Origin of the sequence: Mycobacterium numidiamassiliense (genome assembly GCF_900157365.1) — a bacterium.
GTDB lineage: Bacteria > Actinomycetota > Actinomycetes > Mycobacteriales > Mycobacteriaceae > Mycobacterium > Mycobacterium numidiamassiliense.
On the sequence record NZ_FUEZ01000004.1, the window covers coordinates 1,616,815 to 1,638,948 of the forward strand.

At 64.3% G+C, this 22,134-nt stretch carries 20 protein-coding genes; 17 read left to right on the plus strand and 3 right to left on the minus strand.

Annotated features, from left to right (window positions below; translation table 11 throughout):
* Positions 1–2 precede the first annotated feature (2 nt).
* On the plus strand, positions 3–1,205 hold the full coding sequence (locus MNAB215_RS16370; RefSeq protein ID WP_077079767.1) for a tetratricopeptide repeat protein: 1,203 nt from the start codon (positions 3–5) through the stop codon (positions 1,203–1,205).
* A gap of 10 nt (positions 1,206–1,215) precedes the next feature.
* On the opposite strand, the gene MNAB215_RS16375 is transcribed toward MNAB215_RS16370, so the two are convergent.
* On the minus strand, positions 1,216–1,617 hold the full coding sequence (locus tag MNAB215_RS16375; protein ID WP_077082072.1) for a lipocalin-like domain-containing protein: 402 nt from the start codon (positions 1,615–1,617) through the stop codon (positions 1,216–1,218).
* Between the two features lie 106 nt (positions 1,618–1,723).
* Here MNAB215_RS16375 and MNAB215_RS16380 point away from each other — a divergent pair, with 106 nt between their 5' ends.
* The 12 genes from MNAB215_RS16380 (at position 1,724) to MNAB215_RS16435 (ending at position 16,861) form a co-directional block, all read left to right on the plus strand.
* Positions 1,724–2,488 carry an SDR family NAD(P)-dependent oxidoreductase gene (locus MNAB215_RS16380; RefSeq protein ID WP_077079768.1) on the plus strand — a complete coding sequence of 255 codons (765 nt, stop codon included), beginning with the start codon at positions 1,724–1,726 and terminating at the stop codon, positions 2,486–2,488.
* 127 nt (positions 2,489–2,615) lie between these two features.
* A complete protein-coding gene (locus tag MNAB215_RS16385; RefSeq protein WP_077079769.1) occupies positions 2,616–3,743 on the plus strand; it encodes a ferredoxin reductase in 1,128 nt (375 codons plus the stop codon).
* Between the two features lie 9 nt (positions 3,744–3,752).
* Positions 3,753–4,988 carry a fatty acid desaturase family protein gene (locus MNAB215_RS16390; protein ID WP_077079770.1) on the plus strand — a complete coding sequence of 412 codons (1,236 nt, stop codon included), beginning with the start codon at positions 3,753–3,755 and terminating at the stop codon, positions 4,986–4,988.
* A gap of 28 nt (positions 4,989–5,016) precedes the next feature.
* Positions 5,017–5,991 carry an aldo/keto reductase gene (locus tag MNAB215_RS16395; RefSeq protein WP_077079771.1) on the plus strand — a complete coding sequence of 325 codons (975 nt, stop codon included), beginning with the start codon at positions 5,017–5,019 and terminating at the stop codon, positions 5,989–5,991.
* Between the two features lie 110 nt (positions 5,992–6,101).
* Positions 6,102–6,353, plus strand: coding sequence for a hypothetical protein (locus MNAB215_RS16400; protein WP_077079772.1), 252 nt, complete (start codon positions 6,102–6,104; stop codon positions 6,351–6,353).
* A gap of 90 nt (positions 6,354–6,443) precedes the next feature.
* Positions 6,444–7,406, plus strand: a complete 963-nt coding sequence (locus MNAB215_RS16405; RefSeq protein ID WP_077079773.1) for a permease — start codon at positions 6,444–6,446, stop codon at positions 7,404–7,406.
* Positions 7,403–8,140 carry a TIGR03943 family putative permease subunit gene (locus tag MNAB215_RS16410; RefSeq protein WP_077079774.1) on the plus strand — a complete coding sequence of 246 codons (738 nt, stop codon included), beginning with the start codon at positions 7,403–7,405 and terminating at the stop codon, positions 8,138–8,140. Before MNAB215_RS16405 ends, MNAB215_RS16410 begins: the two co-directional genes overlap by 4 nt.
* A 393-nt stretch (positions 8,141–8,533) precedes the next feature.
* Positions 8,534–9,883 (plus strand): PPE family protein, encoded by a 1,350-nt coding sequence (locus MNAB215_RS16415; protein ID WP_083746140.1) that lies wholly within the window; start codon positions 8,534–8,536, stop codon positions 9,881–9,883.
* Between the two features lie 24 nt (positions 9,884–9,907).
* Positions 9,908–10,510 (plus strand): dTDP-4-dehydrorhamnose 3,5-epimerase family protein, encoded by a 603-nt coding sequence (locus MNAB215_RS16420; protein WP_083746141.1) that lies wholly within the window; start codon positions 9,908–9,910, stop codon positions 10,508–10,510.
* On the plus strand, positions 10,507–12,015 hold the full coding sequence (locus tag MNAB215_RS16425; protein ID WP_083746142.1) for a sugar transferase: 1,509 nt from the start codon (positions 10,507–10,509) through the stop codon (positions 12,013–12,015). The genes MNAB215_RS16420 and MNAB215_RS16425 overlap by 4 nt, the downstream gene beginning before the upstream one ends.
* A 36-nt stretch (positions 12,016–12,051) precedes the next feature.
* Entirely contained in the window at positions 12,052–16,014 is a 3,963-nt protein-coding gene (locus MNAB215_RS16430; RefSeq protein WP_077079777.1) for a non-ribosomal peptide synthetase, read from the plus strand.
* 163 nt (positions 16,015–16,177) lie between these two features.
* Positions 16,178–16,861 (plus strand): acyltransferase, encoded by a 684-nt coding sequence (locus tag MNAB215_RS16435; protein WP_077079778.1) that lies wholly within the window; start codon positions 16,178–16,180, stop codon positions 16,859–16,861.
* A gap of 16 nt (positions 16,862–16,877) precedes the next feature.
* Here MNAB215_RS16435 and MNAB215_RS16440 read toward each other — a convergent pair whose 3' ends face one another.
* On the minus strand, positions 16,878–17,603 hold the full coding sequence (locus tag MNAB215_RS16440) for an FkbM family methyltransferase (protein WP_077079779.1): 726 nt from the start codon (positions 17,601–17,603) through the stop codon (positions 16,878–16,880).
* A complete protein-coding gene (locus MNAB215_RS16445; RefSeq protein WP_077082073.1) occupies positions 17,600–18,769 on the minus strand; it encodes a glycosyltransferase in 1,170 nt (389 codons plus the stop codon). The genes MNAB215_RS16440 and MNAB215_RS16445 overlap by 4 nt, the downstream gene beginning before the upstream one ends.
* A 182-nt stretch (positions 18,770–18,951) precedes the next feature.
* On the opposite strand from MNAB215_RS16445, the gene MNAB215_RS16450 reads away from it, so the two are divergent.
* From MNAB215_RS16450 to MNAB215_RS16465, 4 genes are all read left to right on the plus strand, one after another.
* Positions 18,952–19,338 (plus strand): hypothetical protein, encoded by a 387-nt coding sequence (locus MNAB215_RS16450; protein ID WP_077079780.1) that lies wholly within the window; start codon positions 18,952–18,954, stop codon positions 19,336–19,338.
* An 8-nt stretch (positions 19,339–19,346) separates the two neighbouring features.
* A complete protein-coding gene (locus MNAB215_RS16455) occupies positions 19,347–19,808 on the plus strand; it encodes a hypothetical protein (protein WP_077079781.1) in 462 nt (153 codons plus the stop codon).
* A gap of 32 nt (positions 19,809–19,840) precedes the next feature.
* The gene (locus MNAB215_RS16460; protein ID WP_077079782.1) at positions 19,841–21,289 is read left to right on the plus strand and encodes a glycoside hydrolase family 71 protein; all 1,449 of its coding nucleotides are present in this window, start codon (positions 19,841–19,843) and stop codon (positions 21,287–21,289) included.
* Positions 21,290–21,422: 133 nt separating this feature from the next.
* The gene (locus tag MNAB215_RS16465; RefSeq protein ID WP_245830338.1) at positions 21,423–21,932 is read left to right on the plus strand and encodes a YdcF family protein; all 510 of its coding nucleotides are present in this window, start codon (positions 21,423–21,425) and stop codon (positions 21,930–21,932) included.
* Positions 21,933–22,134 lie beyond the last annotated feature (202 nt).

Sequence of the window (22,134 nt, forward strand, 5' to 3'; positions counted from 1 at the left end):
CCGTGAGCCTTCCCGAAGTCGAGCGTTTGATGCGCAGCGGGAATTACCAGTCGGCAGTCGAAGTGCTTGAGCGGGTAGTTGAGCAGGCGCCGACTTTCGAAGCACTGTGCCTGCTTGCTTCGTCGTATCTCGAACTCGGAGAACATGAGTCAGCACTGCGGCACGCCTGGGCCGCGGTGGAATCGGAACCCTCTGCGGCGCCGGCCCGAGCGTTGTTGGCGAGGGTGAACGTGGCGTTGGGGCACTACCGCCGCGCACTGTCGGATTTCGTCGCCGCGGCCGAGCTCCGTCGTCAAGAGCATCCGCCGGAGGAGTACTCGATTCCAGCGCACTTCGCCCTGCACAACATCGAACAGCTTGATTATCTGAGAGCCATCGGCGCTGGCGATGTGCGTGGCTTCCCCGATGTTTCGACCGACGAAATTGAAGGCCTGGGCCGTCAGCTCACCGACATCATCGACGGGGCAAAAGCCAAGGCGCCGAAGGTTTCCGTACGTGGCCGCAACGGCCGGGTCCTCGCAGACCTGCCCTACGTGCGGGCTTTCGAACAGAAGCTGCCACGGTACTTGAACCCCGATGTCGATTACGGTGACATCCAGGAGGCCTTCCTGACCGGTGGGCAGAAGATTCAGGTTATCGACGATTTCCTCACCCCAGCCGCGTTGGAGCAAGTGCAGAAGTTCTGCCTGGAGTCCACCGTCTGGCGCCACCCATACGAATTCGGCTACCTGGGCGCCTTTCCCGAAGACGGATTCGCCAGCGTCTCGCTCTTCGCCATCGCCGAAGAGCTGCAAGAAGCTGCTGGCAAAGCGCTCGAGGGACATCGGTTTTCGCAATGGTGGGGATTCGCCTACGACGCCAAGCTGCCGGGAACCGATATCCACGCCGACGATGCCGACGTCACCTTGAACCTGTGGATCACCCCCGATTCCGCGAACCTCGACCCGAGCACGGGCGGCATCAAAGTGTGGAACCAGCGCCCGCCGAAGGACTGGAGCTTCGACGACTACAACTCCGGGGGAGAGCGCGTGCGGGAGTTCCTGCGGAGTCAAAACGCTGAGCCGACCGTTGTTCCCTACCGCGCGAACCGGGCGGTCCTGTTCGAAGGACACCTCTTTCATCAAACCGACGGGTTCACGTTCAAGCGCGGATTCACCAATCGGCGAAGGAATTTGACGTTCCTCTTCCAACGCGCCACACGGTGACTACCTAGACCTACAGCTCCGTTGCCGGCGTCGCCCGCCGCCATACCAGTGTGCTGCGCGTCCTCGCGCCGGTGTCGTCGGTCCTGGACGCCGAGAGGGTCAGGAGGTCACCGTCGACGCTGGCATGCCGAAACTGCGGCTGCGCCAGCAGTTCCGGCATCATCGACACGGTGACGTCGTGGTGCAGCGTCGACGTGTCCTCGTCGGCGGAGAATCGTCCGCCGTATGCGACGTAGCCACTCATGTCCGCTTCGGCCAGCTGCGCCGACATGTGGCCGTCGGCGGTATACAAAATCAGGCCCCGTGGTGCCGTACCGAGCGGCTGACGGTCCTCGCCGGTGGTCTCGTCACGGGCGACGAACGACACCAGTTCCCACGCGCCGACGACGGCATCGCGCAGAGTCGGGTTCATGGGCTTCATCCCCTTCGGGTGGCTGGGCCATGCGAGCGTCGGTCGTTGACCATACTGGATTACTTACCGTAACGTCAGCGTCCGTGCTGAGAGCCGTTGGGAACCTATGAGTACGAGCCGAATTGCCGTCGTCATCGGTGGTGCTTCCGGCATCGGGTGGGCCACCGCCAAGGCACTGGCAGCCGAGGGCTGCACGGTGACGATCGCCGACCTCAACACCGAAGGCGCCCAAGCTCGCGCGAAAGAGCTTGGTGATCAACACAATGCGGTGACGGTGGATGTCACCGACGAGGCCTCGGTGCAACAGCTCTTCGAGCAGATCGGCCGTGTCGATGTCGTGGTGAACTGTGCCGGATTCGGCGGCGTCGGGCTGATCACCGAGCTACCGGCCGATCAGTTCCGCGCCGTGATCGACACCTGCCTGGTCGGCGCGTTTCTGGTGATCAAGCATGCCGGCCAGCATCTGGGCGAGGGCGGAGCGCTGGTCTCACTCACCTCTCTGAACGCCCGCCAACCCGCCGTCGGAATGAGCGCCTATTGCTCGGCCAAGGCGGGGCTGGCAATGCTCACCGAAGTCGCCGCACTGGAATTGGGGCCGCGGGGCATCCGGGTCAACGCCGTGTCCCCGGGATTCGTGCACACCCCGCTCACCGAGCCGGTCTTGAGTGTTCCCGGTGTGCTCGAGGAATATGTGGAGAACACCGCACTGGGCCGGGCGGGCACGCCCGAGGACATCGCGGACGCCGTGGTCTTCCTGTGCTCGTCGAAGGCGTCGTGGATCACCGGCGAAGTGCTCGACCTCAACGGCGGGGCGCACATGATGCGCTATCCGAACGTCATCAAACACGTCATGAATCTGGCCGGGCAATAGGCCTGCAGACGCAGCCGGCGGGCGCGACCCTCTTTTCACATGTTTGATCCTGCGCGGGATGGGACACCCAGCCGTGGTCGGCAGTGTGACGCCGGTAACACACGGGGCCAAGAAGTGGGGGACATGTATGGGGACGATCCAAAGTCTTCGGCGGTGGAGCATTGCCCCCGCGCGGGATGTGGAGACTGCGTCCACCCCGCAGGTGAACATGGTGCGCGGCCTGGTGGCTCGGGCGACGACGCCGCTGCTGCCCGATGACTATCTGAAGCTGCTCAACCCGCTGTGGTCTGCCCGGGAACTGCGCGGCCAGGTGGTAGCGGTGCAGCGAGAAACCGAGGACTCGGCCACCGTGCGGATCAAACCGGGCTGGGGGTTCTCCGGTGACTACCGGCCCGGGCAATACGTCGGGATCGGTCTGCGCATCGATGGCCGCTGGCACTGGCGGTCGTACTCGCTCACCTCGATTCCGCAACGCGACAAGAAGTTGATATCGATCACCGTCAAGGCGACCCCCGAAGGGTTCCTGTCGTCGCATCTGGTGAACGGAGTCGAGCCCGGAACCATCGTCCGACTGGCGTCCCCCAAGGGTGATTTCGCGCTGCCGGATCCGCCGCCGGAAAAGTTGCTCCTGGTGAGTGCGGGCAGTGGCATCACCCCGATCATGGCGATGCTGCGTGCACTGAAGGTGCGCGGCGAGAGTCCCGATATCGTGCACATCCACTCCGCCCCGTCGGCCGACGACGTCATATTTCACGACGAGTTGCGCAAGCTCGACGAAGAGCTCGTCGGCTACCGGCTGCAATTGCATCTGACCGGGGAAGCCGGACATCTGGACTTCGCGTCGTTGGACAGCATCGTCGAGGACTGGGCGGAGCGCCCCACGTGGGCGTGCGGACCGCCGGCCATGCTCGATTCGATTGACAAAGTGTTCAATGAGGCTGGTCTGCAAGACAATCTGCACACCGAGCGTTTCGTCATCGCGCGGACCGACAAGGGCGGCGAGGGCGGCACTGTCACGTTCGCGATCTCCGATAAGACCGTCGAGGCGGACGGGGCCACCTCGCTATTGGAAGCTGGCGAAAAGGTCGGCATTCAAATGCCCTTCGGCTGCCGGATGGGCATTTGCCAATCCTGTGTGCTGCCACTGGAATCCGGCCACGTCCGCGACTTCCGATCCGGCACCGAACACGGCGCGGGCGATCGCATCCAGACGTGCATCTCGGCGGCATCCGGCGACTGCACACTCAAAATCTAGGGGGACTCCATGGCAATCACCGATCTCAAGGCGTACGCACATCTGAGCGCCGAGGACGTCGAGGCGCTCGGGCGCGAGCTGGACGCGATCAGGACCGATATCGAGGAGTCCCGCGGCGAGCGGGACGCCCGCTACATCCGTCGCTCTATCCAGCTGCAGCGCGCCCTGGTGGTCGGCAGTCGAATTGTGTTGATGGCGAGCCGAAATAAGTACGCGTGGATCGCGGGAACCGCGATGCTGGGTGCCGGGAAGATCATCGAGAACATGGAACTCGGACACAACATCACCCACGGTCAGTGGGATTGGATGAACGATCCTGAAATTCATTCCACCGAGTGGGAGTGGGACACCACCTCGCCGAGCGTGCACTGGAAGAAGTCCCACAACTACATTCACCACAAGTTCACCAACATCGTCGGGATGGATGACGATGTGGGCTACGGGATCATGCGGGTCACCCGCGATGAGCCCTGGGCCCCGTGGATGCTCGGCAATCCGCTGTACAACGTGCTGCTCGGAACCCTGTTCGAGTGGGGTGTCGCCGCCCACGGGCTCGAGCTGTCCCATGTCCGCAGGCACGAAAAGACCTATGCGGAGGTCCGCAAGGATCTGCGCATCATCGCCAAGAAGGTCGGCAAGCAGGTCGGCAAGGACTACGTCGTCTTTCCCGCGTTGGCCGGCCGCGGCTGGAAGCGGACACTGCAGGCCAACGCGGTGGCGAATCTGATCCGCAATTACTGGTCCTACGCGGTGATCTTCTGCGGCCATTTCCCGGACGGCGCGGAGAAGTTCACGCCCGAGGAGTTCGAGGACGAGACCCAGGCCGAGTGGTACCTGCGGCAAATGCTCGGTTCGGCGAACTTCCGGGCCGGCAAGTTGCTCGCCTTCATGAGCGGCAACCTGTGCTACCAGATCGAGCACCACCTGTTCCCCGACCTGCCGAGTAACCGGTACGCCGAGATCTCTGAGCGCGTCAAGGCGCTCTGCGAGAAGTACGACCTGCCCTACACGACGGGATCGCTTTGGCGCCAATATGGACAGTCGTTCTGGACTATCGCGAAGCTGGCATTGCCGAACAAGTACCTCAAGGGGACACCCGACGACGCACCGGAAACGAACTCGGAGTTGAAGTTCCGGGGCTGGTCCGGCTTGCCTGAAAGCAATGGCGCCAAGCCTGTTTCCGGCAAACGGCGCGGACTGCGCACCGCGGTGCGCGAACTCCGCAAAGGCAACGCAGCCGCCTGAACATTCGGCGCGGTAATGTCGTCGCTTGATGGCTACCCGCGAGCTCGGCCGCACCGGCATTCACACGTCACCCATCGGGCTGGGCTGCATGCAGTTCTCGGCGCAGGGAATCCTGTCGGGGTTCTTTTCGCCGATGTCGCAGGTTGACGCCGACGTCATCGTCAAGACGGCCCTCGACGGCGGCATCACCCTGTTCGACACCGCCGAGCTCTACGGGCGAGGCGAGTCGGAGCGACGCCTGGCCGCCGGATTGACCCACGCGGGCATCGCGCCCGGCGAAGTGACCGTGGCCACCAAGTGGCGCCCGGTGGGACGCACGGCAGGAAGCGTCGGTCGCACCATCGGCGACCGGATCGCCGCGCTGAACCCCTTCCCCATCGACCTGCATCAGATCCACTTCGGCTTTGGCGGGCTCTCGCCGGTGCGCAAGCAGGTCGAGGCGATGGCGCAGCTGGTGGCAGCGGGCAAGATTCGCGCCGTCGGTGTCAGTAATTTCACCGCCAAGCAGATGGCCACCGCTCACGCGCTGCTCGCTGAGCACGGAATCCCCTTGGCCTCCAACCAGATTCAGATTAACCTGCTGAATCGAAGCATCGAGAAGAACGGCATCCTGGACACCGCTCGTGGACTGGGTATCACCTTGATCGCCTACTCACCGCTGCGCAGCGGAATGCTGACCGGCAAATTCCACGACAACCGCGACCTGGTCAACGCCATGCCACGACTGCGGCGCACCGTGCACGGATTCAACGCCAACAACCTCGACCGGACCGCACCGCTGATCGAGGCCATGCGCGAGATCGCGGGCGTGCACCGGGCGACGATCAGCCAAGTCGCTTTGGCGTGGCTGATCACCAACTACGGCGACACGGTCATCGCGATCCCCGGCGCCTCCAAACCCCATCACGCCGCCGAGGCCGCGGGAGCGATGAACGTCGCGCTCACCGCCGGAGAGACGCAACGCCTCACCGACATATCCAGCGTGGTCCACCGCAACCGCTGATGCGCCTCCGCCGCCTGCGGCCTGATGCCCTCCAAATAAGTAGCTGAACATTCCATAAGACTGCGTGGCGGCGCCGTATTCGGAACGCTACCGGTCCTAATGTCGGGGGGATGACGACAAATTACTACGTCCAGAAGGTGCCGGTGGAGGCCGTCCAGCCGGGCTTCTCTCTGGCGGTGTACGAAGACGGCGACTACCGGTTGTTCCAGGTCGAATGCACGCAGATGTCACAGCGCATCGGGCAGCCGGTGATGTTCACACTCACCTCGGAGCCCGTCGACGGTGGCGATCCCTGGGTCGTGGAGTGCGAAGAGGGCACCCCGGTCGTCCGGATCGTCGGCGTCTGCAAAGCGGCCTCGTAGCGCAGATTCGGATGCCGGCGACCGGGCGGGGAGAATAGCCGGGTGGCTACACATGACGGACCTGCCGCGCGCGGGCTGCGGGTCGGGTCGATGGAGATCCTGGTCGTCGGCTTGGTGGCGTTCGCCCTTGCCGGGACCTGGCTGCGCGCCGTGGTGGTCCGCAACGACACGCTGGCCACCGCGGGCACGGTGTTTTGTGGGGTATTCGTCCAGGCGCTGCCCTTCCTTGGCTTGGGTGTGGTGGTCAGCGGGCTGATTGCGGTGTTTCTGCCGCCGGAACGGCTGGTGCGCTGGCTGCCGCGGCGTGCGTCGGCGGCGGTGCTGGCCGCCGGGGTGGCCGGTGCCGCGCTCCCCGGATGCGAATGCGGCTCGGTCCCGGTGGCCCGCCGGCTGTTCGGTGACGGCGGGGCGGCAGGGGCCGCAGCGCTCACGTTCATGCTGGCCGCTCCCGCGATCAACCCGGTCGTGGTGGTCGCCACGGCCGTCGCGTTTCCCGGCCAGCCGAGGATGGTGATCGCCAGGGTCGCGGCGTCGTTGCTGACAGCCCTGGTGATGGGCTGGCTGTGGTCCCGGTGGGGCCGTTCGGAATGGATCACCCGCCGGCTACCACCCAACGAGTCGCACAGCCCGGGGGGTCGATCCAAGTGGCTGGTGTTCTGCGAGGTGGCCCGCCACGATTTTCTGCAGGCCGCTGCGTATTTAGTGGTAGGCGCGGCCGCCGCGGCCGCGCTGCACGTGTTGGTACCGCCGAAGGTCTTCGAACACGTGGGTGCCCACCTGGTCTTCGGCGTCGCCGTCATGGCGGCGCTGGCGGTGGTGCTGGCGGTGTGTTCGGAGGCTGACGCGTTCGTGGCGTCGAGTCTGACGATGGTCCCGCTGGTGCCCCGGCTGGTGTTCATGGTGGTGGGACCGGCTGTCGACGTCAAACTGCTCGCCATGCAGTCCGGCATGTTCGGGCGGCCGTTCGCCTCCCGGTTCGCCCCGGTCACGTTCGCCGTCGCCATCGCGGCGGCGACCGGCGTCGGAGTGCTGTTGCTGGGCACTGCGCGATGAGCCGCGAAACCGAGAACACGCTGTTACTGCTGGTGGGGCTCAGCGTCGGGCTCATCACGCTCACCGGCGCGTTCACCCGCTACGTCAAGCCCTCGCTGTTGCCCTGGCTGGCGCTCACCGCCGTGCTGCTGGCCGGCCTCGCGCTGGTGTCGATCGTCGGAGACATTCGCCGCGGCGGCCCCAGACACGGCCACGGGCAGCACGACGACGAACAGCATGACGACGGACACAGCCACCGCGGCGGCATCGTCTGGTTGCTGGTGCTGCCCATCGTGGTGCTGATCTTCGTCACGCCTCCGGCGTTGCGACCACAGGCCGCCACCGGCTCGGTGGCGAACGTCTCCAATGACGTTCTGCGCCAGGCATTTCCGCCGCTACCGCCGGGTCGGGCTCCCGAGGTCTCGCTGCCCGAGGTGCTGATGCGGGCGGCCAACGACAGCACGGGGTCGCTGAACAAGCGGCTGATCACGATCACCGGTTTCGTCCTCAACGAGCCCGGTGGGATGGATCTCGCCCGCATCGTGATCATCTGTTGTGCCGCCGACGCGCAACTGGCCCGCATCCACCTGCGCGATGGTGCCGGCAGCAGCGACTCCCACTTTGCCGACAACACCTGGTTGCGGGTGGAGGGCGAGGTGACGCCGGCCGAGCGCCAGCCGAACGCCCCGCCGATTCCGACGCTGCACGTGGTCACGATCACGCCCATCAGCGCCCCGGCGAACCAGTACGCCTGACCGGCGGGGCATCACCTCGCGGCGCGCCCGCGAGGTGATGCGATGGTCGCCTTCGCCCCCCGAACGCGCAGTGTGGTCCGCAGTCTGATCTAGTCCGTTATCCCGGGCAGGCGCACGCGTTGAGGCCGAAGAAATACTGTGTGTCGCGTGTCATGTTCTCAACTAGACTAAAAGTATGTAATATTCGCATATTGGCGCATCGTCGGTATATCTCGCGATGACACGCCCAATATGCGGTAACCGCAGCCAGCTTCTCGGTTGGCCTGCGCCCGGCAGGAGGAGCACATGTCGTTCATGACCACCCAGGCTGAACTGCTCGTATCCGCGGGCACAGGCCTGGCACTGATCCACTTGGCAGGCCCCAGCGGCCTGCTGGGAGGCTGAGGTCACGGCATGGATTTCGGGGCATTCCCACCGGAGATCAACTCAGCTCGGATGTATGCCGGGCCTGGGTCCGCGTCGATGCACGCCGCGGCGGCCGCCTGGAATTCGTTGGCGGCCGAATTGCAAGCCACCGCGAGTTCCTACCGGACGATCGTCAAGGGTCTGACCACCGAACGGTGGATGGGCCCTTCGTCGCTGGCGATGGCCTCAGCATTCGGCCCCTATGTGGCCTGGATGGCCGGGGCCGCAGCGCGGGCCTCCGAGACCGCCGGCCAGGCCAGTCTCGCGGCCGAGGTATACGAAGCCGCCCACGCGATGACGGTGCCGCCCGAGGCGGTCGCGACCAATCGGCTTCAACTCGCGATGCTGAACGCTACCAACTTCTTAGGCCAGAATGCCTCGGCGATCGCGGCCAACGAGGCCCAGTACGCCGAAATGTGGGCGCAGGACGCCGCGGCGATGTATTCGTATGCCGCGGGGTCCGCAGAGGCGACGCAGGTGACGCAGTACAGCTCGCCGCCCGAGGTGGTCAACCCCGCCGGGGTTGCCGCCCAGGGAACGAGTTCGGCGAGCCAGGCGACTGGCGCGGGCGCCCAGGCGACGCTGGCGAACCTGGTCTCGACGACCCCCACGACCCTCAACAACCTCGCGACGCCCCTGGCGTCGGGTACGTCGGGCACGACTACGGCGGCCAGCACGATCATCGGCCCGGGCGGCACCACCATCGACTCCAGCGGCCTGACCACAAGCATCTTGGCCTCCTACGCCACCATCCCCGGGTGGTTCGGCATGTTCATCGCGGGCGACGCGCTTGGACCCCTGATCGGTACGCCGATGAACATCGCGATGAGCAACGCCAACGCAGCCGCGCTCGTACCCGCCGCCGCTGCGGCCGCCGCTGCCGCCCCCGCGGCCGCCGTCCCGGCTGCGCTCGGATCGGGTGTCGCCGGGGGAGCCGGCGCTCTATCCGGCCTGGGTGCGGGCCTTGGTCAATCGGCCGCCGTCGGCGGGTTGTCCGTGCCGGCAACCTGGGGCTTCGCGTCGGCGAGTCCGATGTCCATGCTCGGCACCGTGCCCCTTGCGATGCCGGGCCCCGGCTTTAACAGCGGAATGGGAATGCCAATGCTGATCGGCGGCCTACCGCGGGCGATGGGGGCGGGCGCAGCCGGGGCAGCCGTTGCCTCGTACGGGCCGCGAGCCAGCGTCGTAGCTCGTTCTCCGGAGGCCGGATACGGGCCGGAGTCGGGATCGCCTGCAACCGCGCCCTTCCCGGGCGCTGCCGGCTTGCCGCCGGCCCCCGGTTATACGCCGGCCATCGTGTATCTACCGAACAACGCACATGTGCCTACCAATGCTTAAGCGGAAGTGTCGGAAGGAGACGTTGTGAAGTACACGCCCACGACCGTCGCCGGCGTAACGATGATCGACATCGAGCCCGACCGCGACCATCGCGGCTTCGTTTCCCAATCGTTCTGTACCAACGAATTCTCAAAGTACGGACTGGCTTTCGATGTCTCGCAAACCAGCGTGTGCTTCAACTACACCCGGGGAACCATGCGGGGTCTGCACCGTCAGCCAGCGCCGCACGTCGGGTCGACGCTGGTGCGCTGCACTCGCGGCGCCATTGCGGCCGTGGCGGTGGACGTTCGGTCTGGGTCGCAGGCCTACGGCAGCCACGTCATGGTGGAGTTGAGCGCCGACAACCGCCGGGCGCTGTTCCTGCCGGCCCATGTCGCACACGGATTCCAGACGTTGGTTGGCGACACCGAGGTCATGTACCAGGTCGGCGGCCCGCGCGAGCCGGCCGGTGAACAGGGATACCGTTGGAACGAACCGGAATTCGGCATTGAGTGGCCGCTGCCGGTTACCGTCATCTCCGAACAGGACGCAAGCTGGCCCTACCTGAAGGGGCGCCAGCTGGCGCTCACCGGTGCCGTCGACGCTGTTAGCCCGCGAGGCGTTCTGATGCCGGAGTGTCAACCATGACCATGGTGCTTGGCAACGGGAACGGCCGAACGCACGTCACCCCTCAGCCCGTTCCGGTTTTCGAAGGCGAAACTGCACGCGCTTGGCAGCGCCAGTACTCGCGGTGGTTGCTCATCACCGATTCGCTGATCGTCTGCGTTTCGGTTGTGCTTGCGCAGTACGTCCGGTTCGGTGATTCGGCCGGCATCTATGGTCATCGGGACCATTTGAAGATGACGTTGTTCTCGCTGGTGTTCATCGCCCTGTGGCTGATGTGTATGTCGGTGTTTCACACCAGATCGCTGCGCGTTATCGGGTCCGGTATCGAGGAATATCGGCGCATCGCCAGCGCCTCATTTTGGACTTTCGGAATCATCGCGATGGTAACGCTTCTCGCGCGAACTCCATTGGCCCGCGGTTACCTGGCAGTCGCACTTCCGGTGGGCTTCCTCGGATTGCTGGCCAGCCGCGCATTGTGGCACTACTACGTTGCCGGGAAGCGTGCCAACGGCGGATATCAGACGAGGGTCCTGGCGATCGGCGACCGCATGGCGGTCTCCCACCTGGTGGAGGAACTAACGCGCAATCCCCGTGACGGCTACGTCGTGGTTGGGGTCGGCATTCCGGGCTACGGGCCTTCGCGCGGCAAGAGGCTGATGGTGCACGGCGGGGAAGTCCCCATTCTCGGCGACGAGACGCACGCATTGGCGGCGATCGCCACGTGCGGTGCGGATACCGTGGCGTTGACCGGAACCGAACGTTTTGGCGCGCGTGGAATCCGGCAGCTGATGTGGCGGCTGGAGACCATGGATGTCGATCTGGTGGTTGCGCCCGGCGTCATGGACGTTGGCGAGGCACGGCTGGCCTTGCGGCCGGTTGCCGGTTTCCCTTTGCTGCACGTCGAAAAGCCGCAATATCAAGGGGCCCAGTCCTTTCAGAAGCGTGCCTTCGATGTCTGCTTCGCGGCGCTCGCACTCCTCGGGATCTCTCCGATACTCATTGCCTCAGCCATCGCGATCAAGCTCACCAGTCGAGGGCCCGTTCTCTACCGCTCTGAACGCATTGGTATCGATGGCAAGCCGTTTACGATGCTCAAGTTCCGGACCATGGTCGACGGCGCCGATAAGCAAATCGATCGCCTGCTTCCCCTGAACGGAAGTCCCGGCGGGATGCTCTTCAAAATCCGGCAGGACCCCCGGATCACGCGCGTGGGCACGGTGCTGCGGAAGTTCAGCATCGATGAGCTGCCGCAATTCATCAACGTGCTCAAGCAGGATATGAGCGTCGTCGGGCCGCGACCTCCGCTCATGCGAGAAGTGGAGAGATACGACTGCGATGTGCGGCGGCGGCTGCTCGTCAAGCCGGGTGTCACCGGCCTATGGCAAGTGAGTGGTCGTTCAGATCTGTCCTGGAAGGAATCAGTTCGCCTGGATTTGTCCTACGTAGACAACTGGTCGATGGCGGGCGATCTGTTGATCATCGCCAAGACGATCAGAGCGGTTCTGGCCCGGCGCGGAGCATACTGAGGTGCTCGACGGGATGTCGCCTGAGGCGGGCTGGTAATGACGCCCAGCTACCGATTGGTCAACGCGGACGTCCCTGGCGGGGCGTCCGATAGCACTCCAGGAACGAAGAACGGGTCGCCCGTCTCGGCGTCGGTATCGGGTCGACTACCGCTGTCTGTTTCACAGACCGGGCCGTGGTATCTCAGCCGTCTCGCGCCGAATTCAACGGTGTGCAATGAGTTGATCACCATCCGCAAGATGGGTTCTCTCGATGTGCAAGCGCTACGCCGCGCTTTCGCCGACGTCGTCGCAAGGCACGAGGCCTGGCGCACCACCTTCAAGACCTTTGATGGTGTGCCGCACCAATTTATCAGGGAGCCAACGGAAGTCGACCTGCCCTTCACCGATCTTTCGGGCCTGGGTCGCAGAGGTGCCATTGCCCGCGCCACGGAGATCGCCGTGACCGACACGTTGCGTCCCTACGCCATGGCCGACGGGCCGTTGATTCGCCCGTGGCTGATCCGTGTCACCGAGGACGACCACCGGCTCTACATCGGCCTGCATTGTCTGGTGTTCGACGAGACCTCGCTGCGGCGCACCGTATTCCCGGAGCTGACGGCGCTGTATCGCAGCTACGTCACGGGCTCGCCCTCGTCGCTGGCCACCCCTCCCGCGCAGTACGCCGACTACACCAAGTGGGAGCTCGACTGGGTCCGCGGACCGCAGGTTTCCAGTCGAATTTCCAACTGGCACAAGCGACTTGCCGGCAGCGCGCCCACCGAGCTGCCGCTCGATCATCCGCGACCGCCGCATCAGACCCTGGCCGGCGGAACGATCCGGCTGACGATCGAACACGGAATCGTGGACGAGTTGCGCCGCGCGGCGCACACCGCGGGTGGCAGTCTTGTCGACGCCCTGGCCGCCGCATACGCCTGGTGGCTGAATCTGTACGTCGACTCCACCGAGGTCGTCTTCGGTATCCCGTACGACCTACGCGGCCGCGACGACCTGCTGACGGTGGTCGGCTACTGCGTGACCGCGGTGGTTCTACGGTGCGAGATATCGAGCAATGACCCGTTCACCACGCTGGTGACGCGGACCCGTCGCGCGGTCGACGAGGCGCTCAACGAGGTGGTGCCGTTCGAGACCCTGGTGGCCAGCCTTGGTAGACCACGAGATCCGCGCAACAATCCACTGTTTCAAACGATGTTCCTGTTTAGGCGGTCGGTGACGTCTGCGGCCGACGAGTGGTCACTGCACATGAGCGACGCCGATGTCTGCGACGCGGTGGGATCGGCAAAGTTCGACGTGAGCATCGAGTTGGACGAACAGCCCGACGGACACGTCACGGGAGCGCTGGTGTTCAACACGGATTTATTCGAACGTGAGACGGCGCGTGAGTTGGCGTGGCACTTCCACCGAATTCTGGAGGTTGTGGCCGCGGCACCGGAAAAGCCGATGGCCGAACATGATCTGATTACGCCGGATGAGCGTCGACGTCAGCTCAGCTCGAATCGGACCACCCACCACGGCACTTCGTGGCAATGCGTGCACGAAGTCATCGCCGCGCAGGTTGAACGCACGCCCGACGCGGTGGCTGTGCAAGTCGGGGATTCGACGCTGACCTATCGGCAGCTCGACGATCGCGCGACGGCCATCGCATCGCGCTTGATGCAGGCGGGCGCCGGGCCCGGTGGCATCGTGGCCGTATTGTTGCAGCGCACACCAGATCTGATAGCGACGCTGGTGGGGGTTCTCAAATCCGGCGCGGCGTTTCTCCCGCTGGACCCCCGCCAGCCCGTGAGCCGAAATGCCTTCTGCATCAACGACGCCGCCGCGAGCATCATTGTGACCGAGGGTCAACTGCTAGCCGACGCGGATGAGCTCACGGCCACTGTCGTCAACATCCGTGATGTGAATTCACAGGCGCCACAACACGATCAGCCGTCAGGCATCGTTACCGCGGCCGATCTGGCCTACGTGATCTACACCTCCGGCTCCACTGGCCGCCCCAAGGGAGTGCTCATCGAGCACCGCAACCTCGTCAACCTGATGGGCACCATGTACCGGGAGATCGGTGTCGTTGGATCCGACACCGTGCTGTCGCTGGCATCCGTCAGCTTCGACATGGCGATGGGCGACATCTTCTGCGCGCTGGCGTGTGGAGCGCGCCTGGTGCTCGCCACCACCGCGCAGGCGGCGGATCCCATCGCGTTGGGTCGGCTGATCGCGCGCAGCGGCGCGACCCACATGTGCGCGACACCAACCACCTGGGGGGCGCTCGTCGCTGCCGGCTGGGGTGGCGATCTTCGTCTGAAAGCGATGACGGGTGGCGAATCGATCAGCGACGGGCTGGCGCGGGCGCTGCTGCAACGGTGCGAATCGGTCTGGAACGCTTACGGTCCCACCGAGGCCACGGTCTGGACCAGCGTCGCGCAATTGGTCGAGGGTGATGTCATCACCGTGGGCAGGGCCTTGCCGAACGTGCGGGTGTACATCACCGACAGCCGCGGAAGACTCCAACCAGCCGGCGTCCCCGGCGAGATCACCATCGGCGGCGTCGAAGTGGCCCGGGGCTACCTCAACGTCACCGATGAGCGCGCGCGCCGGTTCGGAGACGACCCGTTCCATTGCGGTGGCCGCATGTACCGGACGGGCGATCGGGGCCGGTTGTTGCCCGACGGCCGGATACAACACCTGGGCCGTGACGACGATCAGCTCAAGATCCGCGGTTTCCGCATCGAACCGGGCGAGATCGAATCGGTGTTGTCCGAGCATCCTGATGTCCAGCGCTGCGCCGTGATGGCCCGTGAAGCGCCCAACGGCGAGCAGGGGTTAGTCGCGTATGTCGTCGGTGTGCCAGGGCGGCCGACCGAAGCTGAGGCGCGTGGTTGGCTGCGCCGTAGGCTGCCCGAATACATGGTCCCGAGCGCGTTCGTGTACCTTAACGAGCTCCCGACGACCCCGAGCGGGAAGCTCGACAAGGCCGCGTTGCCGGCACCGTCGCGGCAGGCGTCGGACGCCGGTGCACAGCCGCCGCGTACCGACACCGAACGGCGCGTCGCGGGCATATGGGCCGAGCTGTTCGCCACGCCCGTGAACGACGTCCATTCCGATTTCTTTGACAGAGGCGGTCATTCGCTGATGGCTGCCCGGCTGGTGTCCGAGATTCAGCGGACCTTCGACGTCGAGTTGCCCCTTGCGTCGTTCATCGACCACGGCAGGACCATTGCGGATCTTGCCAAGTTGCTCGATGCGGGAGACCTAGGAAGCACTGATGGAGTCGCGTCTGGACGACAGCTGCACTTCATCTACTCCGGCCTGTCCTCGGCCATGAGTCTGCGGCACCTTACGGCGCAATGGGGTGGCAAACAGTCGGTACACGCGTTGATCCCCCAACAGCCAGACGGCCGGTTCGACCTTTCGGTGACCATCGAACAGCATGCCAGCCAATTCCTTTCGGCGATCCGTCGCGAGCAGCCGGATGGTCCTCTTGCGCTCGCCGGCTACTCGATCGGCGGGCTCCTCGCGTACGAAATAGCCCGGCAGGCTATCGAATCCGGCCAGGAAGTCGAGTGGTTGGGCCTCGTGGACACCGAAGCGCCTTCGCTGAAGGATCTGGTGCGATTGCAGTTGACACTGCGGTGGCGGTTGCGCCGGATACGCCAACTGCCGATCCGTGAACAGTGGGCCAAGTACCGCGAAGTCGCGCGGCGGATTTTCCGGACCGGTTCAATGTGGCAGTCACAGGAGGACTTCGACTATCGCGGTGCCGCAGAGCTTGTCTACCAGTATGAGCAGCTCGGACACGACGTGCCGATGGACCTGTTCGTGACCGAGGTGTCCGCGACCAACGCTGAGTCAGATCGACTGGGTTGGGACCAATTCCACAAAGGAACGTTCACGGTCCATCGTGTTGGCGGTGACCATGTCAGCATGCTCGAGCCACCCAACATCGAATCTCTCGCTCGGACGATGCTCGAATCGCTGCGCGCCGCAAGGGCGGCCGTCAGCGTCTGAATCCGTCGCGCCGACGTTGCCGAGCGCAGGCAACTGTCCGCGGAACGAAATTCTCGTCAAGCACTGATCCGGGGGTGTTGTGCCTTGCGCTGTTTAGGCCTGGTGCGATCAGACGTGTGCGAAGATGTGCTCAGCTAACCGCGGTAGAAGACTAAGGAGTCAGATGCCCGTCAGGTCGCGGCGCCTGCGCTGGATCTTCGCACTGCTCGCGGTAGCGGCACCGCAGCCGATCAAGCACGCCATCTACCGACGGATCCTCGGCTGGGACATCCACCCCACCGCACGTTTCGGCCTCAGCATCATCGCCGTCGACCACCTGAGCGCGGGCGAGGACGCAAAGGTGGGGCACCTCACCGTGATTAAAGGTTGCGACGAGGTGAGCCTCGGTGTGCGGTCGACGATCGGACCGATGAACTGGATCACCTCGCCCCCGCGTTCGGCCGAACTCTATCCGAACTCGCCGGACCGAAAGCCGCGGTTGATTCTGGGCGACGAAGCCGCGATCGTCACCCGTCACATCCTGTACTGCGACGACGAGGTAGTCATCGAGCCGTACGCAATCCTGGCCGGGCTGCGGAGTCAGATCGTCACCCACGGCCCGGACTACATGGCCGGCTGCCAGCGCACTGCGCCCGTCCGAATCGGCCACCACTCCTTCGTTTCCACGAGCTGCACGTTGCTCGCCGGCAGTTCGGTGCCACCGCGCAGCATCGTGGCCGGCGGGGCCACGGTGGCGGGGCCGCTGGTCGAGGAACTGCGGCTGTACGGCGGTACGCCCGCACGCGAGATCAAGAAGTTGCCCGAGGAAGCCATGCTTTTCCACCGCGAACGCGGCTACATGTTCTGATACAGCGTACCTTTGGTCACGAGCGACTTACGGCCCTCTGAAACAGCATGTCCTCCTGGATCTTTCGCCCCTGCTCGTCACTGTAACCGCCATAGCTGCGTACAAGCTCATAGCCGCGCTCGCGTAGCCACGCGATCAAATCGTCGGCCAGCACCTGTCCCTCGTACAACTCGATGAACGAACCTTCCGCGCAGACGTAGGTGAACTTCTTCAGCAGGTCACCACACGCCCGCAACGCCTCCAGCTCGAAGCCCTGGACGTCGAGCTTCAGCAACGCCGGCTCCTCGATGGAGTCGGCGTCGAGAAACTCCGCTAACGGCCCGGTGCGTACTGTCTCGGTGCGCACTTCGCCCGTGCCGTGAAAGAGCTCTCGCTGGGTTGCGGTGATAGGCAACAGCGACGACGAGTCGTCGTGACCCGACACGTGCATGGTGGACTGTCCTGTCTCTGGGCCCAGCGCCGCGTGGTGCAGCGTGACCCTCGGCTCCTTGGCAAACACGCGCCGGAAGCGTGCGGCGGGTATCTCAAGAGGCTCGAACGAGACGATGTTCGCGGTGGGGAAGGTGTGCAGGGCGAAGAGTGCGAACTGACCGCGATTTGCGCCGACATCGACGACCGTGCGTAGGGTTAGCGTCTGCAGGCCCTCCCGATGTTCGACGGCAGCAGCGACTCCGTTGCGCAACAGGGCATTTCGATAAGACGTCACTCGCAGAATGGCCAGCAGTTTAGCCGGGCGCCTCATGCGGCTTCGGTCTTCCCGATTGCCCCGGCTATCGCCGTGACGAAAACTAGTGCGGCGGCGCTTGCTTCGAAGTTGTCCAGGAAGCAGGTCTTGGCCCGCTCGCGCATGCCTGCGCGTTCGCCGTCGGGCAAACTCAACCAACGGTCGAGCAGCGAGGTTGCGCCTGCGACGGTATCGGGCTCGACGAGACCCGCCCCACCGCTGTCGATCTCGCGCCAGATGTTGACTTTGTCGCTGATGAGGACGGGCAGACCGCATGCGAGTGCCTCGGCGATGACGATGCCGAAATTCTCCGAGTGCGACGTCAGCACGAACGCGTCGGCCGCCCTGTATGCGCCCCATTTGGCATCGCCGCTGAGCATCCCGGTCCAGGTGACACGGTCATCGACGCCAACCGACTTCGCCTGCGCCTGCAGCTGTGCCGCCGTTCCCGATTCGTCGGGTCCCGCCACGACGAGGTGCAGGCTCTCATCGCGTTGGCACACTGTGGAGAATGCGGTGATCAAGAGGTCGGCCCCTTTCTTCGGATGCAGCCTGCCGAGGAAGAGCAGGATGCGTTTGTCTCGAAGGTGTGGGTACGCCGCCAGAAAAGCCTCGCGTTGCTGCGTCGGCTCGCCGGTCGGCGCTTCGATCCCCACGGTGACAATGGCCTCCCTCGCCCGGTACGGCCTGAACGAGGTCCGGGCCAACAGCCGCTCCTCCTCGCAGGTATAGAGCACGGCCCGGGCATCGCGAAGGTTTCGATGCTCGAAAAGGCGCCAGTAGGCCGCCTTCTTGGCGTGCTTGACCGGATAGCGCTGCTCGAACCACGGATCCAGCGCCCCGTGGACGAAAAGGAAATACGGCACTCCGGTTTTGCGGCACGCCGCACGCACCGCTCGGCTCTGGTATTGCCAGATGCCGTGGACGATTACCGCATCGTAGCCAGGTGCGTGTTGCTCCAGCCAAAGCCTCAGGCTCGGGGAATATCCGTACTTTCCGCGTGCCGGGCCGAAGGCGCGGGGGTTACCGCAAACATCGGTGAGCCACGGTGCGGACGGAGGATCCAGAGTGACCACGTCGACCGCGTGGCCCAGATCAGTGACGCTGCGGGTGAGTTCGTTCAGGACGACACACGGACCTCCGTATGCCGGGTCAAGCGTGCCCGTCACTTGCAGCAATCGCATCGGCGGGATCGTCACCGGCTCTTGCTTTCGATGACAACAACACCCGCTACGCGGCTCATACAACTCACAGGGTGAGCCTATAGCGCCACGCCCAAGGCTTGTACCGCAGAAGTCAGGTCAAACACTGTGGAGTTGCCGGTAATTGGCGGGCCCAACGGGACGCTTCGTCTACTGTCGGTGTCGTGGTGACGTCGCAAAAAGCGCCTGTGCGCGAACTGGCATGGGCCGTCGTGGGGGGCTGCGCCGGCAGCCTCGTACGCCACGGGGTCGATCTGACGTGGCCCGGTCACCCGCTGAAGTCGATGTGCGTTGTTACCGCGGTTGCGGCAGGGATTGCCGGCTTCGCCCTTGCCGCAGCAATTCGAGCGCCGGCGAAGGCGCTGATGCTGGCCGCCGCAGGCGCCGCGGCCAGCATCAGCGCCGTGGCGGCGCGGTCCGCGTCGGCATTGCCCGCAGCAGCACTACTGAACCTTGTGGTCTTCTTTGTCACCGCGGTTTCTTCCGCATTGTTGGGAATGCTGCTGGGATTTTCGTTCTCGCGAAACCCGCAACGAGACGAACGGCGCTGAGGGACCCCATGGGGTCGCTGCTTTTCGCCTTCGGGTCCGCGGTAGGCGCGGCGGTCGCCTGGTTGGTTGTCCGCGGTCATCCACATTGGTCAACGGGTTTCGCGCTCAACGGTATTGCCTGCGGGCTGCTCGGCGCCTTGCTGTCAGCGACCAGGGACACCAACGTTCCGGCGATTATTGAGGCCGGATTCGGCCTTCTCACCACTGCGGCGCCGCTGACGTTGTGCATGTCGGGTTCGCGTGCGCCGGCCGGCCATGCCGGAGCATTTTCTGCGGGACGCAACCTCGCCGCTACGCTCGCACTCGCTTTGGTGTCCGGGGTCAGTTGCGCCACCGTGGGATTCATGTTGGTCGAAAGCGTGCGCCAGATCTCCGTCAAGGAGAGCACAGTCAAACCCTCGGGTGATCCGATCATTTTGTCACTGAGGCCTTTCCACGCCCCCAGTCCGGTCCTTCGTGGCGGCTCATGAGTTCGCACCGGGTTCGTCGTTCGTCTGCTTGGGTGCGCTTGCTGATCCTTGTCGCCATCCTGAGCGTGCCGTGGATAGTTCCGCCGCAGTGGACCCGGCCGCTGGACCCGCAGCGGGCGGCGGTCACGCCGTATCTGCCCTTCGACCTGGTGGGCAAAAGTCCACGAAAGGTCTTCGCCCACTACATGCCGAACTTCCCGATATCGATCGACAACAAAAATGGGCCCGAAGACTACTACGCAACCCAGTACCTCACCGTCTACGGCGAATCCGGTGCACACGCCGCATACGGCGGACTATTGCGCGACAGGCCGCTGCCGCGGGCCCACAGCAATCAGCCGGATTGGCAACTGGCGGACCTGGAAACTGAGATCCAGCAAGCCAAAAGCGTCGGGGTGGACGGATTCGCGGTTGATGTGCTTGCGCCGCGCGCCCAGTCCGATGTCGTGGATCGGCTACTGCAGGCCACGGCCGCGGCGGGGAACTTCACGATCATGATCACCGCCGACGTCGCAGGCCCGTTGGGGACGATGACCGCCGCGAACTTCGCAGCCGATGTCGCACCATATCTGAGCACGCCGAGCGCGTTTCATCTTCTGGATGGCAGGCCGGTGCTGGGTGCGTACGCCGCAGAGCGGCAACCGCCGGCGTGGTGGTCGAGTGTTCTGAATATTCTTCGGGACCAATTCAAGCTCGCTGTCGCATTCGTCCCGACATTTCTTGACGTCGCCGACAACCTGGAGAAGTTCGCCCCGTTCAGCTACGGATTCAGCATGTGGGGTGGGCGCAGTCCGCGTGAGATGAGCGTCGACGACGGCGGTCGCGGTTCCCCGACAGACATCATCCGGCGGGCGCACCAACTCGGAAAATTGTGGATGCAACCCGTTGCTTTCCAAGACAGCCGGCCGCGCAGCGGAACCTTCGAGGAATCCGCCAATGGTTTGGCGAATCGGTTGGGGTGGCAACTCGCCGACCAACGCCAGGCCGACTGGGTCCAGTTGATCACGTGGAACGACTACACCGAATCGACCGCAATGGCACCGTCGGCGGTCCACGGTTGGCGCATTATCGACATGAATGCCTACGACATCGCCCGGTTCAAGACCGGCTCAGCCCCGCGCATCGTCCGCGACGCACTGTTCCTCTCCTACCGAAAGCAACCGTTCGGCGTCCCTCCGGTGTATCCCGAAACCTGGCTCATGACCGTGATGCCGACAAGCGCGCCACCCAGCGACCTGATCGAGGTGGTGTCATTCGCGACCGAGCCATCGCAGATTTACCTCGGTGCGGGGACCCAAATCTATTCCTGCGATGTCCCCGCGGGCCGGGGAATCTGCACTTTCCCGCTGAGCCTCGGATCGATCTCGGCCATTCTGTTCCGAGATGGCGTTGTGGTTGGCACGGCGCGGTCCAATGCTGACGTCACCGCAACGCCGTATGTACAAGATTTGCAATACCGCGTCGTGGGGGGATTGCGATAATGTTCCGCGATTACCCGGAAAACCGTTGTGGCTTAATATATTTCGTGCCCGCTCCGGCGGTCGAGTGAATTTCTTTTGGCGGACCGCTCGGCGGACCGCGGTTTTCCTCACGGCGTTCGCCACAGTGTTTGTGGTGTTGAACTCCTGCGCCGGTTTTATCATCTTCGGCAATGCCGCCGACAACCCCGCCTCGCATGTCGATGCCGTGGTCGTATTGGGCGGCGAGCACGACGGGCGCGAGGGCTACGGCCTGGAGCTGGCTCGCCAGGGACTCGCCTCGACAGTGGTGCTCTCGGATCCGTACGCCAGTGCCGACGAGGTGATGAACCGGATCTGTCGGCGTCGGGACGACTCGGTCGAGGTGATTTGCTTTAGTCCCGATCCGGCGACAACTCGCGGGGAAGCGCTTATGACACGCCGGCTGGCTTTGGAGCGGCATTGGAAAAGCATTCTCGTCGTCAGTTGGCAATATCATTTGCCCCGCGCCCGATTGGTATTTCGTCAGTGCTTGTCGAATATGGGGATCGCCGTATCGGCGAGGGCGGTCCCCCGCAGCTACGCGGTGCCCGAGTGGTATTGGCAATACATTTATCTCTATCAGTTCGCCGGAATTGCCAAGGCGATGACTGTGGATCGTTGCTGAGATCCGGACACCTCGATCGGGGTGCCAGGTGGCCCCGGAGTGCTGGGCGCCGGCCCGATGGGCGCTGCAGCAAGGATGCCAGATACCAAAAGTCTGATACTGGCGAGCAATCATCCAATAAGTATGTAATATTGCCCCTGCGAAGATTTTCCGTTAGACAAACACGTGCCGTTCCGATCGGCGCGACGAGGAGACGGCAGTG

Bases quoted from the DNA above. Each gene is read 5' to 3' on its own strand.
- MNAB215_RS16395 (WP_077079771.1), top strand. From the start codon at position 5,017: ATGGCTACCCGCGAGCTCGGCCGCACCGGCATTCACACGTCACCCATC.
- MNAB215_RS16380 (WP_077079768.1), top strand. From the start codon at position 1,724: ATGAGTACGAGCCGAATTGCCGTCGTCATCGGTGGTGCTTCCGGCATC.
- MNAB215_RS16375 (WP_077082072.1), bottom strand. From the start codon at position 1,617: ATGAACCCGACTCTGCGCGATGCCGTCGTCGGCGCGTGGGAACTGGTG.
- MNAB215_RS16430 (WP_077079777.1), top strand. From the start codon at position 12,052: ATGACGCCCAGCTACCGATTGGTCAACGCGGACGTCCCTGGCGGGGCG.
- MNAB215_RS16390 (WP_077079770.1), top strand. From the start codon at position 3,753: ATGGCAATCACCGATCTCAAGGCGTACGCACATCTGAGCGCCGAGGAC.
- MNAB215_RS16445 (WP_077082073.1), bottom strand. From the start codon at position 18,769: ATGCGATTGCTGCAAGTGACGGGCACGCTTGACCCGGCATACGGAGGT.
- MNAB215_RS16400 (WP_077079772.1), top strand. From the start codon at position 6,102: ATGACGACAAATTACTACGTCCAGAAGGTGCCGGTGGAGGCCGTCCAG.
- MNAB215_RS16435 (WP_077079778.1), top strand. From the start codon at position 16,178: ATGCCCGTCAGGTCGCGGCGCCTGCGCTGGATCTTCGCACTGCTCGCG.
- MNAB215_RS16410 (WP_077079774.1), top strand. From the start codon at position 7,403: ATGAGCCGCGAAACCGAGAACACGCTGTTACTGCTGGTGGGGCTCAGC.
- MNAB215_RS16415 (WP_083746140.1), top strand. From the start codon at position 8,534: ATGGATTTCGGGGCATTCCCACCGGAGATCAACTCAGCTCGGATGTAT.
- MNAB215_RS16425 (WP_083746142.1), top strand. From the start codon at position 10,507: ATGACCATGGTGCTTGGCAACGGGAACGGCCGAACGCACGTCACCCCT.
- MNAB215_RS16405 (WP_077079773.1), top strand. From the start codon at position 6,444: ATGGAGATCCTGGTCGTCGGCTTGGTGGCGTTCGCCCTTGCCGGGACC.
- MNAB215_RS16385 (WP_077079769.1), top strand. From the start codon at position 2,616: ATGGGGACGATCCAAAGTCTTCGGCGGTGGAGCATTGCCCCCGCGCGG.
- MNAB215_RS16440 (WP_077079779.1), bottom strand. From the start codon at position 17,603: ATGAGGCGCCCGGCTAAACTGCTGGCCATTCTGCGAGTGACGTCTTAT.
- MNAB215_RS16455 (WP_077079781.1), top strand. From the start codon at position 19,347: ATGGGGTCGCTGCTTTTCGCCTTCGGGTCCGCGGTAGGCGCGGCGGTC.